Raw genomic sequence first — 13,817 nt, forward strand, 5'->3', positions numbered from 1 at the left:
CAGGCCAAATGGCGGTAATTTATACACAAAATGCGAGCCTGGCTCTCTTTTTTACGCTCACTTACGAAAGCTCAAACCTTTTGCCTTCCCTGGGGACGACGGAACACGGGTCCTGATGGATAATGACATCGGAGCCCGGAAAACGCCGTAAAATCGCCTGCTCTACCTGTTCAGCCACAACATGCGCCTGAACGAGCGGCAGATTATCTTCCATTTCCAAATGAATCTGAATAAAGCGGGTCGGCCCTGACTGCCGCGTACGGAGATCGTGAGCACCACTGACGCCCGGCCATGATGTCACGATGTCAAAAATTTCCTGACGTTCTTCATCGGGTAATGCGCGATCCAGTAACGACTGGACGGCATCATAGCCCATGCGTAATGCACTATATAAAATATAGATGCCAATCCCCAATGCAAACAATGCGTCCGCGCGATGCCAGCCGTACCAGGCCAGACCGAGCGCCACGAGAATCGCACCGTTCATCATAACATCAGACTGATAATGAAGCATATCTGCCCGTACTGCCTGGCTTTGCGTCCGCTTCACCACCCAGCGCTGAAACGAGACCAGCACCACAGTACATATCAGGGCGATAATGGTCACCACAACCCCCACGCCGGGATCCTTCATCGGCGTAGGTGAAATCAGATGCTGAATACCGGTTAAAAACAAAAACAGCGCCGAACCGGAAATGAACATGCTTTGCGCCAGCGCGGCCAGCGATTCCGCTTTGCCGTGACCAAAGGTATGCTCATCATCCGCCGGCTGCAGCGAATAGCGCACCACTAACAGGTTAGTGAGCGACGCGGCGATATCTACCAGCGAGTCGACCAGCGCCGCCAGAATACTCACCGATCCGGTATACCACCACGCAAAAATTTTGATCAAAAGTAACAGCGACGCCATCACTGTCGCGGCAATGGCCGCCCGACTGACTAACCGCCCATAGGATTGATTCATAAACACTCCTGCCCTCTTATGCCGGTAGTATAACGGATGGTGTAAGACAGTCAGTGATTATGACAGTGACAATTTACAGGCAAAAAAAACCCCCACATCATGTGGGGGAAGACAGGGATGGTGTCTATGGCAAGGAAAACAGGGTTTACTACTGGGAACGTGAGTTGCTACTACTCAATAACTTCAACGAAGAACTTTTTTGCCATTGCGTCACGTCGCGCAACTGCTCCATTCTTTGTTGATGCTTCTCGTTTAAAACCGCTTGCTGCTCGGGGGTAAGCAGGCGATACATCTGGTTGCGGACTCTGGCCATTTCGACCTGTCTGCTAACCTGTGCCTGCGCCATCTTTTCTGCCTGAGCGCGTACCGCGGTTTCATCAAAATTTTCTGCGGTAATAAGACGATGCATCGTCTCCATTTCGCTAACATTAACAGGCGCCTGTTCATGTCGGGCCTGCTGCATCAGATCTCGCATCTGTTGACGCTGATGTTCGGTTAAACTTATGCCGTCAAACATATGGCTTTGTACAGTGCGCGGTGCAGGGGATTCACCCGGGTGCCAGTTATCGCCTGTAACGACTTCAGCTGCATGGCTAACCGTACTGAGTGCCAGCGTTGAGGCCATGACGGCAGCGGTAACTTTGCGCATCATTTGCTCCCAAAATCTTTTCTGTCGCGATTCAACGAGAGACAGTTTACGATTCGGGCTGCAAACATGCGTCAGGGGGTGTAAAACAACGTAAAGTCATGGATTAGCGACGCCTGATGACGTAATTTCTGCCTCGGAGGTACTTAAACAATGAATAAAATCCTGTTAGTTGATGATGACCGAGAGCTGACTTCCCTGTTAAAGGAGCTGCTCGAAATGGAAGGCTTCAATGTGCTGGTTGCCCATGACGGGGAGCAGGCGCTTGAGCTTCTGGACGACAGCATTGATTTACTTTTGCTTGATGTCATGATGCCGAAGAAAAACGGTATCGATACGCTGAAAGCGCTTCGCCAGACACACCAGACCCCCGTGATTATGCTGACCGCCCGCGGCAGCGAACTGGATCGCGTACTCGGCCTTGAGCTGGGTGCGGATGACTATTTACCGAAACCGTTTAACGATCGTGAACTGGTCGCCCGTATCCGCGCGATCCTGCGTCGTTCGCACTGGAGCGAGCAGCAGCAGAGCAGCGATAACGGCTCGCCGACGCTGGAAGTGGATGCCCTTAGCCTTAATCCGGGCCGCCAGGAAGCCAGCTTTGATGGCCAGACGCTGGAGTTAACCGGTACCGAATTTACCCTGCTCTATCTGCTGGCGCAGCATCTCGGCCAGGTGGTATCGCGTGAACATTTGAGCCAGGAAGTGCTGGGTAAACGCCTGACGCCTTTCGACCGTGCCATCGACATGCATATCTCCAACCTGCGGCGCAAACTGCCGGAGCGGAAAGACGGGCATCCGTGGTTTAAAACCCTGCGTGGTCGCGGCTATCTGATGGTTTCCGCTTCATGATAGGGAGCTTAACCGCGCGCATCTTTGCCATCTTCTGGTTGACGCTGGCACTGGTGTTGATGTTGGTACTGATGTTACCCAAGCTCGACTCACGCCAGATGACCGAGCTACTGGACAGCGAACAGCGCCAGGGGTTAATGATTGAGCAACACGTAGAAGCTGAACTCGCGAACGATCCACCTAATGATTTGATGTGGTGGCGTCGCCTGTTCCGTGCGATTGACAAGTGGGCGCCGCCGGGACAGCGGTTATTGCTTGTGACCACCGAAGGACGCGTGATCGGCGCAGAACGTAGCGAAATGCAGATCATTCGTAACTTTATTGGTCAGGCGGACAACGCCGATCATCCGCAGAAGAAAAAGTACGGTCGCGTTGAAATGGTGGGGCCCTTCTCCGTCAGAGACGGGGAAGATAACTACCAGCTTTACCTGATTCGACCGGCCAGCAGTTCCCAATCCGATTTTATCAACCTGCTGTTTGACCGCCCGCTGTTGTTGCTGATTGTCACGATGTTAGTCAGTTCCCCGCTGCTGTTATGGCTGGCATGGAGCCTGGCGAAACCGGCGCGTAAGTTGAAAAACGCGGCGGATGAGGTGGCTCAGGGTAACCTGCGTCAGCATCCTGAACTGGAAGCCGGCCCGCAGGAATTTCTTGCCGCAGGCGCCAGTTTTAACCAGATGGTGACCGCGCTGGAACGGATGATGACCACGCAACAGCGTCTGTTGTCTGATATCTCACACGAACTGAGAACCCCGCTCACCCGTCTGCAACTGGGGACCGCGCTGTTGCGTCGCCGCAGCGGTGAGAGCAAGGAACTGGAGCGTATTGAGACTGAAGCACAGCGTCTGGACAGCATGATCAACGATCTGCTGGTCATGTCGCGCAATCAGCAGAAAAACGCTCTGGTCAGCGAAACGATGAAGGCCAATCATCTGTGGGGCGAGGTGCTGGATAACGCCGCCTTTGAAGCCGAACAGATGGGCAAATCGCTCACGGTGAATTTCCCGCCGGGACCGTGGCCGCTGTACGGTAACCCGAACGCGCTGGAAAGTGCGCTGGAAAACATCGTCCGTAACGCCCTGCGCTATTCACACACGAAGATTGAAGTCGGCTTCGCGGTGGATAAAGACGGGATTACAATCACGGTGGATGATGATGGTCCTGGCGTCAGTCCGGAGGACCGTGAGCAGATTTTCCGCCCGTTCTATCGTACCGATGAAGCGCGCGATCGCGAATCCGGCGGCACCGGTCTGGGTCTGGCGATTGTAGAAACCGCCATTCAGCAGCATCGCGGCTGGGTGAAAGCCGAAGACAGCCCGCTGGGCGGTTTACGGCTGGTGATTTGGTTGCCGCTGTATAAGCGTTCGTAACGGTATTGTGCCGGATAGCGGCGTAAACGCCTTATCCGGCCTACAACTCTCCACGAACGGTAGGCCTGATAAGCGTAACGCCATCAGGCATTTTTTCCGTTGCGGATAGCAGCGCTTATTTGCCCCACAAACGCCGTGATTGATCTTCGATTTTGCCGCTTAAACGACGCTTTTGCATCGTTCGCGTCCAGCTCTTCGACAGCCCCGCCGCTGACAGTAAACGATGGTACTGTTCATCATCAAAAGGCATATGCCAGGCTATGGCGATCGCCTCCTGCACGCTGACGTCGCTAACGCGGGAGAGCAACTCCAGTGGCGCATCGGCTGACACCATGCCAGGCGCAATCACGCTGCACAGCCAACCCGTTTTGCCGCAGTTCTGCATCAGGCTCGCCATATCGCTGATACCAAAGTGGAAATTGAGCTTGAAGCACGGTGAACGCGGCTGAGTGACCTGAATCAGCGCTTCGCCCCAACGGAAAATATCGCCGATATAAACATTTTGTTCCGTCAGGCCATCGGTAGAGAGGTTCTCGCCAAACGCCGGGGCCACGAATTGATCCGCTTGCTCCGGGAATTCACGCGCCCAGTACAGGTAATGCTCGCGCGGATAATGGCACAGCGCACGATCGGGCCCGCCGTGGATTTTCGTTTCTGCCTGTTCATCGCCTTCCAGACCCAGCTCCGTCAGCATCAGTTCGCCATCGACCTGAATTTTGCCAATCGCACTGGGGCGGCTTCCCGCGTAGTCCTGAATCTTGCCGCTGAACACGTCTACTGGATATCGCATCTGGTCCCTCTCCCCGATAAATTTGCCCTATTTAACCACAATTATTTTACCTCAACCGCGCAAAATGAGAGCAAGGTTCACACGACGCGCAGATATCCATGCTATCAATGGAAGTGATTTTGAAACGCCATTTCATAATAAGGAGTCAACAACGTGACAGGTCAAACGCAGTTTGCTGGCGTCTGGTGCCCCTCCATTACGCCAATGGATCAGGATGGTAATATCGATCTCAACGGTCTGAGCCAACACCTTCAACGCCTGACTGACGCAAAAATCGACGTAATTTTGCTGATGGGCAGTATCGGGGAGTTCGCTTCCTTCACCCTCGACGAACGCCTGCTGTTGATTCGCGAGGCGCGCGCCATGAGCTCGCTGAAGATGGTGGCTAACGTCTCCTCCACCTGCATCCACGATGTCTTGCGGATGGCGCAGGAAGCCTATCGTACGGGCTACGATGCAGTGATGGTTCTGCCGCCCTATTACTACGGTCAAACGCCGAAGCAGCTGCTGAGCTACTTCCGCCAGTTGGGACAAAAGCTTAGTGGTAAATGGTTCGCCTACAACTTTCCGCCGCGCACCGGCAGCGATTTAACGCCGGATCTGGTCGCCCAGCTTGCCAGCGAGTTCCCGAACTTTGCCGGGATCAAAGATACCGTTGACTGTCAGTCGCATACCCGCAGAATGATCGAGGCAACTCAGGCCGTGCGTGACGACTTTGCTGTCCTCTCAGGCTATGACGAGTACTTTATTCCCAATCTGCTGGCTGGCGGCGCGGGGATTATCTCTGGACTCAACAACGTGATGCCGGAGCTGTTTGTCAGTGCGCGTGAAGCGTTCAAGGCCGGTGACCTGGCGGCCCTTCGCGACATTCAGCAGAAAATTGGCGTGTACATGTCGATTTATGCCATCGGCGAAGATTTCGTCACCACCATCAAGACGGTGGTATCGCGGAAGTTTGGCTATTGCACGGGGGTTTCACGCAATGCGGGCGGCGAGTTAAACGAACACGATTGCCGGACGATTGATGAGGTGTTTGGTCGTTAAAAGACAAGGCCTGGTGAGATTCACCAGGCCTTGTTATGACGCAAAAACAAGCCGGATAAGCGTAGTGCTATCCGGCTTTATTGTATTATTTCACTGCATTCTGGATTTCGACTGTCGCCACTTTTGCTTTGACCTTCTTCGACCAGATGGAGGTGATAATCGGCACCAGGATTGATGTCACAATCACCGAGGTAGCGACCAGCGAAGTTGCAGCCGGCGCCATCGGTTTAAACGCGGGCACCATTTCTGCGATCAGTACCGGTGTCGCCACTGCAGCCCCTGCTGAGCTGGAGGCGGCAATCCCTGCTGTACCGTCACCGCCGCCAATCAGTTTATCGGCAATGATCAGTGGGATACCGGTGACGATAATCACCGCCACACCCAGCAGAATACCCAACAGACCGGTCTGTGCGATCACGCTCAGATCGATGGTATTACCCAGCGCAAAGGCGAAGAAGGGGATCAGCGTCTGGACGGCTTTACTGAAGAATTCGCGCAGTTCCGGGTCCAGGTTACCCAGCGTGAAGCCCACCAGGAAAGGCAGCACTGCGCCGACGAACACATGCGGTTCAAACGACGCAATCCCGGCCGTACCGAGGATGATCATCGTCATCAGCGGGCCAGATTCCAGCGACATCAGAACAAATGCCCCGGCCTCTTCTTTGGTGCCGTACTGTTGCATAATGGACGCGTACAGCCCGCCGTTGGTCATGTCCATTGCCGCAACCAGCGCCAGTGTCGACAGCCCGGCAAAGAATCCTGCCTCCACGCCATGTTCAGGAATAATCCGCGAGGCAATCGCCGCCACCACCCACGCCACGGCAATTTTAGTCACCACCAGCGTCCCGGACTTACGCAGGACGGTACCCGTCGCGCTCAGCTTGATGGAGGCCCCCATGCAGAAGAACCACACGGCCAGAATAGGCACCGTGCCGGTGATCATCCCGTTGGTGAATGAGCCAAAATATTTCCCCGCGTCAGGAGAGAACGTGTGACACAACGCGCCCAGGAACAGAGGGACGAGCATCATGCCACCAGGGATTTTTTCTATCGTGCGTTTAATCTGCATTTCCATCACCTTCCGATGTAAAGATGTGTCAACGATAGACATTCAGCACAATAATAAAAGTGATCCCCACCACATAACAAAACAATGTTTCAATTTTTGTGGATCACTGTTTTTGATTCGATTTTGATCACAAAAAAACCCCACCGGCCACGCCGACGGGGTTATATAAACGCGATGTCTTGTTAAATAAGACTTATTTTTTTGCAGCGAAACGCGCAGCCGCTTCGTCCCAGTTCACCACGTTCCAGAACTCTTTAATGTAGTCCGGACGACGGTTCTGGAATTTCAGGTAGTAAGCGTGTTCCCAGACGTCCAGGCCCACAATCGGGAAGCCGGACGCGCCAGAAATCGCTTCGCCCATCAGCGGGGAATCCTGGTTTGCGGTTGAAACGACCGCCAGTTTGTCGCCTTTCAGCACCAGCCAGGCCCAGCCGGAACCGAAACGAGTTGCGGCCGCTTTTTCAAACTCCGCTTTGAAGTTATCAACAGAGCCGAAATCACGTTCGATAGCCGCTTTCAGATCGCCCTGCAGGGTAGTGCCCTTTTTCAGACCTTTCCAGAACAGGCTGTGGTTAGCGTGACCGCCTGCGTTGTTACGCAGAACGGTTTTCTTGTCGGCCGGTACCTGATCCAGTTTAGCGATCAGCTCTTCAGCAGACAGGTTAGCGAATTCAGGCAGACTTTCCAGCGCCGCATTGGCGTTGTTTACATAGGTCTGGTGGTGTTTGGTATGGTGGATTTCCATCGTCTGCTTATCGAAGTGCGGTTCCAGCGCATCATAAGCGTACGGCAGGGATGGCAGTGTATAACTCATAATCATCTCCATTATTGTCGAGCGGCCGGGTGTTAACGCCGCGTAAGCAGTTGGTTCATTATAGTTAATTAAATGATATTGAAAATGATTATCAATGCCGTACTTTTAATAAGGTTATTACATTAACGTCTTTTGCTGATTATGTGAGCCATATCACCCACTTAACCGGGTCTTTGCCAGAAAGGGAAAATCGCGGCAATCGGCAAAAGGTTATACATCTGCGCAATTTTTAAACTCATGACGTCGGAAGGGTAGAAACGACGATAAAAACAATGAGGATGATGTGATGAGTAACGCGATTACGATGGGTATTTTTTGGCATTTGATAGGTGCGGCCAGTGCAGCCTGTTTCTATGCCCCGTTCAAACAAGTGAAACAGTGGTCATGGGAAACCATGTGGTCGGTCGGCGGGATTGTCTCCTGGCTGATCCTTCCGTGGACCATCAGCGCCATGCTACTGCCCGACTTCTGGGCCTACTACCGTTCGTTCAGCCTCTCCACTCTGCTTCCGGTGTTTCTGTTCGGCGCAATGTGGGGCATCGGCAATATTAACTACGGCCTGACCATGCGCTACCTCGGCATGTCGATGGGGATTGGCATTGCCATTGGCATCACGCTGATTGTCGGTACGCTGATGACTCCTATCATCAACGGCAATTTTGATGTGTTGATTAACACCGAAGGCGGGCGTATGACGCTGCTCGGGGTGCTGGTTGCGCTGATTGGCGTCGGGATCGTCACCCGCGCGGGTCAGCTCAAAGAGCGCAAAATGGGCATCAAAGCCGAAGATTTCAACCTGAAAAAAGGGCTGCTGCTGGCGGTAATGTGCGGCATTTTCTCCGCAGGCATGTCGTTTGCGATGAACGCCGCGAAGCCGATGCATGAAGCCGCTGCGGCGCTGGGTGTCGACCCGCTGTATGTCGCCCTGCCAAGCTACGTGGTGATCATGGGCGGCGGCGCGCTGGTCAACCTGGGCTTCTGTTTTATTCGTCTGGCAAAAGTGAAGAACCTGTCGGTAAAAGCCGACTTCTCACTGGCAAAATCGCTTATCATCACCAACGTGCTGTTGTCCGCGCTGGGTGGCCTGATGTGGTATTTGCAGTTCTTTTTCTACGCCTGGGGCCACGCGCGCATTCCGGCGCAATATGACTACATCAGTTGGATGCTGCACATGAGTTTCTACGTGCTGTGCGGCGGTATCGTCGGTCTGGTACTGAAAGAGTGGAACAACGCCGGACGTCGTCCTGTCAGCGTCCTGAGTCTGGGATGCGTGGTGATCATCATCGCCGCCAACATTGTCGGTCTGGGTATGGCAAGCTAATCCGTTGAATTACTGAGATGACGCCACTGACTGGGCGTCATCCCGGTTTCCCGCGTAAACACCACAGAAAAGTAATTACTGTCTTCAAACCCACACTTCATCGAAATCTCACCGATCATCAGACGGCTGTGCTGAAGCAAATATTGCGCATGACAGACACGGACCTGGCGCTGATACTGGTTAATTGTCATTCCGGTCTGGCTACGAAACTGCTGGCGCAGCACGCGTTCACTGCACGCTTCCCGATCGCAGAAGGCATCCAGCGCAAAAGGACGTTCCAGACTGGCGGCCAGCGCGGTAATCAGTTTATCCAGCAGCGTTTCGCTGGAGGTCGCCGGCAGCGTGTCGGTCGCATAGCGATGACGCTTCAACGTCATCACCAGTTGGCCAAAGAGCAGCTCCGCCATGTCGTTGGCGATCGGATCATGCTGGTTACTTTCATGCTCAAGCTGGCTTATCACCTGGCGCGCCTGCGTCATACCGACACTACCCAGTCGCCAGTGCGGTTGCCGCGGCGTACCGTTAAAACCCGGGATCGCGTTCTCCCAGCCCAGATTCAGCTTTAGCCGCTCCGGGCAGTAGATAATGTTCTGTAACACGAGGTCGTTAACGGAGGTGTAGGAGTGCTTGTCTTCAGCGCGAATATAGAACAGATCGCCACGGGTAATGCGATAGGGACGGTCGTTGAGCACATGCAGACCATTGCCGCGCCAGACGATCACCAGCTCACAAAAATCATGCGTATGTTCGGCAAACACGTCCTGCGGATAGCGATCGGCGACAGCGACGGCCTGTCCGGCATTCGCAAAGAAGTCGTCTTTTAGAAGAATCAGTTGATTCACCACCTGAATATTCCTTGCCGGATAACGGCTTCGCCTTACCCGGCCCGCAAATTACGTCAACACCCAGGCCGGATAAGACGCCACCGCGTCGCCATCCGGCATCACAGATTGATGATTATTAACATTCTGGCGGCGAAAAACGTTGATAGCATTCGCGTTACTGAAGTAACGCATCCCGTCCCTGGCGGATGTCACGCGGCGACCAGTCAAATTCACGGCGAAACAGGGTCGAAAAGTGGTTACTGTCGCCAAAACCACAGCGATAGGCGATTTCTGTAACGCTTTCATCGCTATGACGCAACAGATGGCGGGCTTTGATTAAGCGCAGACGGTTGAGATAGCGCTGCGGCGTCAGCCCGGTCTGTTGTTTCAACTGGCGGTGCAGCGTGCGCAGAGAAAGCGAGAAGCGATCGGCCAACGCCTCCCAGCAGACCTCCTCCGCAAAATGATTTTCCAGCCAGGCCATCAAATGGTTCAGGCGCGCATCGTTATTTTCCGCCCCTTCCATCAGGCTACTTTTGCGTAACAGCACCAGCAGTTGCATAAACAGAATTTCGCGATTGGCCACGCCGGGGAGATCGCTCTCATCGCCGTCCTGTTCCATTTTTGCCACCAGCTGACGCACCTGTTGTAGCGCACTCTGATTCACCCGCCAGTGGGAGGGATACACGCCATCCTGTTCCTGCGGCAGTAACTGATCCAACCCGGCCAGAAAGCGGAACGCATCAGGTGAACGGTAGAGCACATTGGTCAGACAAAGATTGTCCGTATGCTCATACAAGTGTCGGTCATGGTCGCGGACAAAGCAGACCGTACCGCCGCTGATGGTATAGGGCTGTCCATTGAACACATGAATACCGGTGCCATGTTCCACAATCACAATCTCATGAAAATCATGATGATGTTCTGGAAAAGCGGACTGAGGTAGCCGGGGTTCAATGGCCACAGGCGCTTTACCTGATGGAAAAAAATCCACGCAGTGCAGTACGGTCATGATGGCATCCAGGTCAAATGAACATGTCAGAAATAGTAATTAAGGGTTAGCCACCTCACCTTAAATTTTTGACATAAAACTGTGCAAACAAGGTCAATTTTTCAAGAAAAGACGGGAAAGATCCGGAAATGCGGACGGCGTCACATCAGGGGAAATCGCGCTTATTACCGGAAACTGTGAACGTTATCACGTTCACCTTTGCTTTCTTGCCAGCGGCCAATTTTGCCTGTCAGTAACAAGAAGGTGAGCCATGACGAGGTTTTCTAGACTGGGCCTAATGAAACTCAGAAGGACCTCACTATGACTTTTCGCCATTGTGTCGCTGTCGATCTTGGCGCCTCCAGCGGACGCGTAATGCTGGCGCGCTATGACAGTGAACATCGCACCCTGACGCTGCGTGAAATCCATCGCTTCGTCAACTGTCTGCAAAAGCAGGACGGTTTCGACACCTGGGATCTCGACAGTCTCGAAGACGCCATCCGCCTGGGGCTGGAAAAAGTCTGCGATGAAGGTATCCGCATTGACAGTATCGGTATTGATACCTGGGGTGTGGACTATGTCCTGATCGATAAACAAGGCCAGCGCGTCGGGCTGCCGGTTTCCTACCGTGACAGCCGTACCACGGGCGTGATGCAACGCGCACAGGAACAGCTCGGTAAATGCGCCATTTATCAACGCAGCGGGATCCAGTTTCTGCCGTTCAACACGCTCTACCAGCTGCGTGCGCTGGTTGAACAAAAGCCGGAGTGGGTTTCACAGGTCGCACATGCCCTGCTGATCCCCGACTACTTCAGCTTCCGTCTGACCGGGGAGTTGAACTGGGAATACACCAACGCCACCACCACGCAACTGGTAAACATCAACAGTGATGACTGGGATGAGACGCTGCTGGCGTGGACGGGAGCGGACAACGCCTGGTTTGGTCACCCGACGCATCCGGGCAACGTGATTGGTTACTGGATTTGCCCGCAGAAGAATCAGATCCCCGTAGTGGCCGTCGCCAGTCACGACACCGCCAGCGCGGTGATCGCCTCGCCGCTGGCTGATAAACACAGCGCGTATCTCTCATCCGGCACCTGGTCGTTAATGGGCTTTGAAAGCAGAACGCCTTACACCAACGACGCCGCGCTGGCTGCGAACATCACCAATGAAGGCGGCGCGGAAGGGCGTTATCGGGTACTGAAAAATATCATGGGTCTGTGGCTGCTACAGCGCGTGCTGAAAGAGCGTCAGGTGGATGACCTGTCCGCGCTGATTGCCGCAACGCACGCATTGCCCGCCTGCCGTTTTCTGATCAACCCGAATGACGATCGCTTTATCAACCCCGCCAACATGAGCGCTGAAATTCAGGCCGCCTGTCGCGAGTCCGGACAGCCGGTGCCTGATAGCGACGCGGAACTGGCGCGCTGTATTTTCGACAGCCTCGCACTGCTGTACGCCGATGTCCTGCAGGAACTGGCGACACTGCGCGGCGAATCGTTCAGCCAACTGCACATTGTCGGTGGTGGCTGCCAGAACGCCCTGCTGAACCAACTGTGCGCCGATGCCTGCGGTATTCGCGTCATGGCGGGGCCTGTTGAAGCGTCTACGCTCGGCAACATCGGTATCCAGTTGATGACGCTGGATGAACTCAACAACGTCGATGACTTCCGCCAGGTGGTCACCGCCAATTACAACCTGACCACGTTTACCCCCAATCCTGACAGTGAGATTGCCCGCTATGTGACGCAATTTCATTCAAAACGACAGACAAAGGAGCTTTGCGCATGACCACTCAACTGGAACAAGCCTGGGAACTGGCGAAACAACGCTTCGCCGCAGTAGGTATTGATGTCGAGGAGGCACTGCGCCAGCTCGATCGTCTGCCGGTCTCAATGCACTGCTGGCAGGGCGATGATGTAGCCGGTTTCGAAAACCCGGAAGGATCGCTCACCGGCGGTATTCAGGCCACCGGTAACTACCCGGGTAAAGCGCGTAATGCCCATGAGCTACGCGCCGATCTGGAGCAGGCGCTCAGCCTGATCCCAGGCCCTAAACGCCTGAACCTGCACGCCATCTATCTGGAGTCCGATACCCCGGTCGCCCGTGACAAAATCAAACCGGAACACTTTAAAAACTGGGTGGAGTGGGCAAAAGCGCATCAACTCGGTCTGGATTTCAACCCGTCCTGCTTCTCGCATCCGCTGAGCGCTGACGGCTTCACGCTGGCGCATGCCGACGACACTATCCGCCAGTTCTGGATCGACCACTGCAAGGCCAGCCGCCGCGTATCCGCATACTTTGGCGAGCAACTGGGCACACCGTCAGTGATGAATATCTGGATCCCGGACGGCATGAAAGATGTCACCGTGGACCGCCTGGCTCCGCGTCAGCGTCTGATGGACGCGCTTGACGAAGTCATCAGCGAAAAACTGAACCCGGCGCACCATATCGACGCCGTTGAAAGCAAACTCTTTGGCATCGGCGCAGAAAGCTACACCGTCGGTTCCAACGAGTTCTACATGGGATATGCCACCAGCCGCCAGACCGCGCTGTGCCTTGATGCGGGACACTTCCATCCGACAGAAGTGATCTCCGACAAAATCTCCGCCGCCATGCTGTATGTGCCGCGTCTGCTGCTGCACGTGAGCCGCCCGGTGCGTTGGGACAGCGACCACGTGGTGCTGCTGGATGATGAAACCCAGGCGATTGCCAGCGAGATCGTACGCCACAACCTGTTCGACCGCGTCCACATCGGTCTCGACTTCTTCGACGCCTCCATCAACCGCATCGCGGCATGGGTCATCGGCACCCGCAATATGAAAAAAGCGCTGCTGCGCGCCCTGCTGGAGCCAACCGAACATCTGCGCCAACTGGAGGCCTGCGGCGATTACACCGCACGTCTGGCGCTGCTGGAAGAGCAGAAATGTCTGCCGTGGCAGGCGGTATGGGAGATGTATTGCCAGCGCCATGACACGCCCGCCGGCAGTCAGTGGCTGGAGAGCGTGCGCGCCTATGAGAAAGAGATTTTGAGCAAACGCGGTTAACACATCATTGCCGGATGGCGCTGCGCTTATCCGGCCTACTGACACACTCAACATCGTAAGCCCGATAAGCGCAGCGACATCGGGC

Annotated in this window: 13 protein-coding genes; 6 read left to right on the plus strand and 7 right to left on the minus strand. The window is 54.6% G+C overall.

Features of this window, described 5'->3' with window-relative positions:
- Nucleotides 1–61 precede the first annotated feature (61 nt).
- Both fieF and cpxP read right to left on the minus strand, forming a co-directional pair.
- On the minus strand, nucleotides 62–964 hold the full coding sequence (gene fieF / locus AL479_RS07835) for a CDF family cation-efflux transporter FieF (RefSeq protein ID WP_061075679.1): 903 nt from the start codon (nucleotides 962–964) through the stop codon (nucleotides 62–64).
- 148 nt (nucleotides 965–1,112) lie between these two features.
- A complete protein-coding gene (gene cpxP / locus AL479_RS07840) occupies nucleotides 1,113–1,613 on the minus strand; it encodes a cell-envelope stress modulator CpxP (RefSeq protein WP_061077946.1) in 501 nt (166 codons plus the stop codon).
- Nucleotides 1,614–1,763: 150 nt separating this feature from the next.
- Here cpxP and cpxR point away from each other — a divergent pair, with 150 nt between their 5' ends.
- Both cpxR and cpxA read left to right on the plus strand, forming a co-directional pair.
- Nucleotides 1,764–2,462 carry an envelope stress response regulator transcription factor CpxR gene (gene cpxR / locus AL479_RS07845; RefSeq protein ID WP_001033731.1) on the plus strand — a complete coding sequence of 233 codons (699 nt, stop codon included), beginning with the start codon at nucleotides 1,764–1,766 and terminating at the stop codon, nucleotides 2,460–2,462.
- A complete protein-coding gene (gene cpxA / locus AL479_RS07850) occupies nucleotides 2,459–3,832 on the plus strand; it encodes an envelope stress sensor histidine kinase CpxA (RefSeq protein ID WP_044328277.1) in 1,374 nt (457 codons plus the stop codon). Before cpxR ends, cpxA begins: the two co-directional genes overlap by 4 nt.
- Nucleotides 3,833–3,947: 115 nt before the next feature.
- Here the strand turns inward: cpxA and yiiM are convergent, their stop codons facing one another.
- On the minus strand, nucleotides 3,948–4,622 hold the full coding sequence (gene yiiM / locus AL479_RS07855; RefSeq protein WP_061075680.1) for a 6-hydroxyaminopurine reductase: 675 nt from the start codon (nucleotides 4,620–4,622) through the stop codon (nucleotides 3,948–3,950).
- Between the two features lie 153 nt (nucleotides 4,623–4,775).
- On the opposite strand from yiiM, the gene AL479_RS07860 reads away from it, so the two are divergent.
- Nucleotides 4,776–5,666, plus strand: coding sequence for a dihydrodipicolinate synthase family protein (locus AL479_RS07860; protein ID WP_061075681.1), 891 nt, complete (start codon nucleotides 4,776–4,778; stop codon nucleotides 5,664–5,666).
- Nucleotides 5,667–5,751: 85 nt separating this feature from the next.
- Here AL479_RS07860 and kdgT read toward each other — a convergent pair whose 3' ends face one another.
- A complete protein-coding gene (gene kdgT / locus AL479_RS07865) occupies nucleotides 5,752–6,735 on the minus strand; it encodes a 2-keto-3-deoxygluconate transporter (RefSeq protein ID WP_061075682.1) in 984 nt (327 codons plus the stop codon).
- Between the two features lie 193 nt (nucleotides 6,736–6,928).
- Entirely contained in the window at nucleotides 6,929–7,549 is a 621-nt protein-coding gene (gene sodA / locus AL479_RS07870; RefSeq protein ID WP_044257452.1) for a superoxide dismutase [Mn], read from the minus strand.
- A gap of 286 nt (nucleotides 7,550–7,835) precedes the next feature.
- Between sodA and rhaT the strand changes: the two genes are divergently transcribed.
- A complete protein-coding gene (gene rhaT / locus AL479_RS07875; protein WP_061075683.1) occupies nucleotides 7,836–8,870 on the plus strand; it encodes an L-rhamnose/proton symporter RhaT in 1,035 nt (344 codons plus the stop codon).
- On the opposite strand, the gene rhaR is transcribed toward rhaT, so the two are convergent.
- On the minus strand, nucleotides 8,867–9,715 hold the full coding sequence (gene rhaR / locus AL479_RS07880; protein ID WP_061075684.1) for an HTH-type transcriptional activator RhaR: 849 nt from the start codon (nucleotides 9,713–9,715) through the stop codon (nucleotides 8,867–8,869). The genes rhaT and rhaR overlap by 4 nt on opposite strands.
- Nucleotides 9,716–9,869: 154 nt before the next feature.
- Entirely contained in the window at nucleotides 9,870–10,706 is an 837-nt protein-coding gene (gene rhaS, locus AL479_RS07885; RefSeq protein WP_061075685.1) for an HTH-type transcriptional activator RhaS, read from the minus strand.
- Between the two features lie 300 nt (nucleotides 10,707–11,006).
- Here rhaS and rhaB point away from each other — a divergent pair, with 300 nt between their 5' ends.
- Both rhaB and rhaA read left to right on the plus strand, forming a co-directional pair.
- A complete protein-coding gene (gene rhaB, locus AL479_RS07890) occupies nucleotides 11,007–12,476 on the plus strand; it encodes a rhamnulokinase (protein WP_061075686.1) in 1,470 nt (489 codons plus the stop codon).
- Entirely contained in the window at nucleotides 12,473–13,732 is a 1,260-nt protein-coding gene (gene rhaA, locus AL479_RS07895; protein WP_061075687.1) for an L-rhamnose isomerase, read from the plus strand. The genes rhaB and rhaA overlap by 4 nt, the downstream gene beginning before the upstream one ends.
- Nucleotides 13,733–13,817: the final 85 nt, after the last annotated feature.

It is taken from the genome of Citrobacter amalonaticus (assembly GCF_001559075.2).
Lineage (GTDB): Bacteria > Pseudomonadota > Gammaproteobacteria > Enterobacterales > Enterobacteriaceae > Citrobacter_A > Citrobacter_A amalonaticus_F.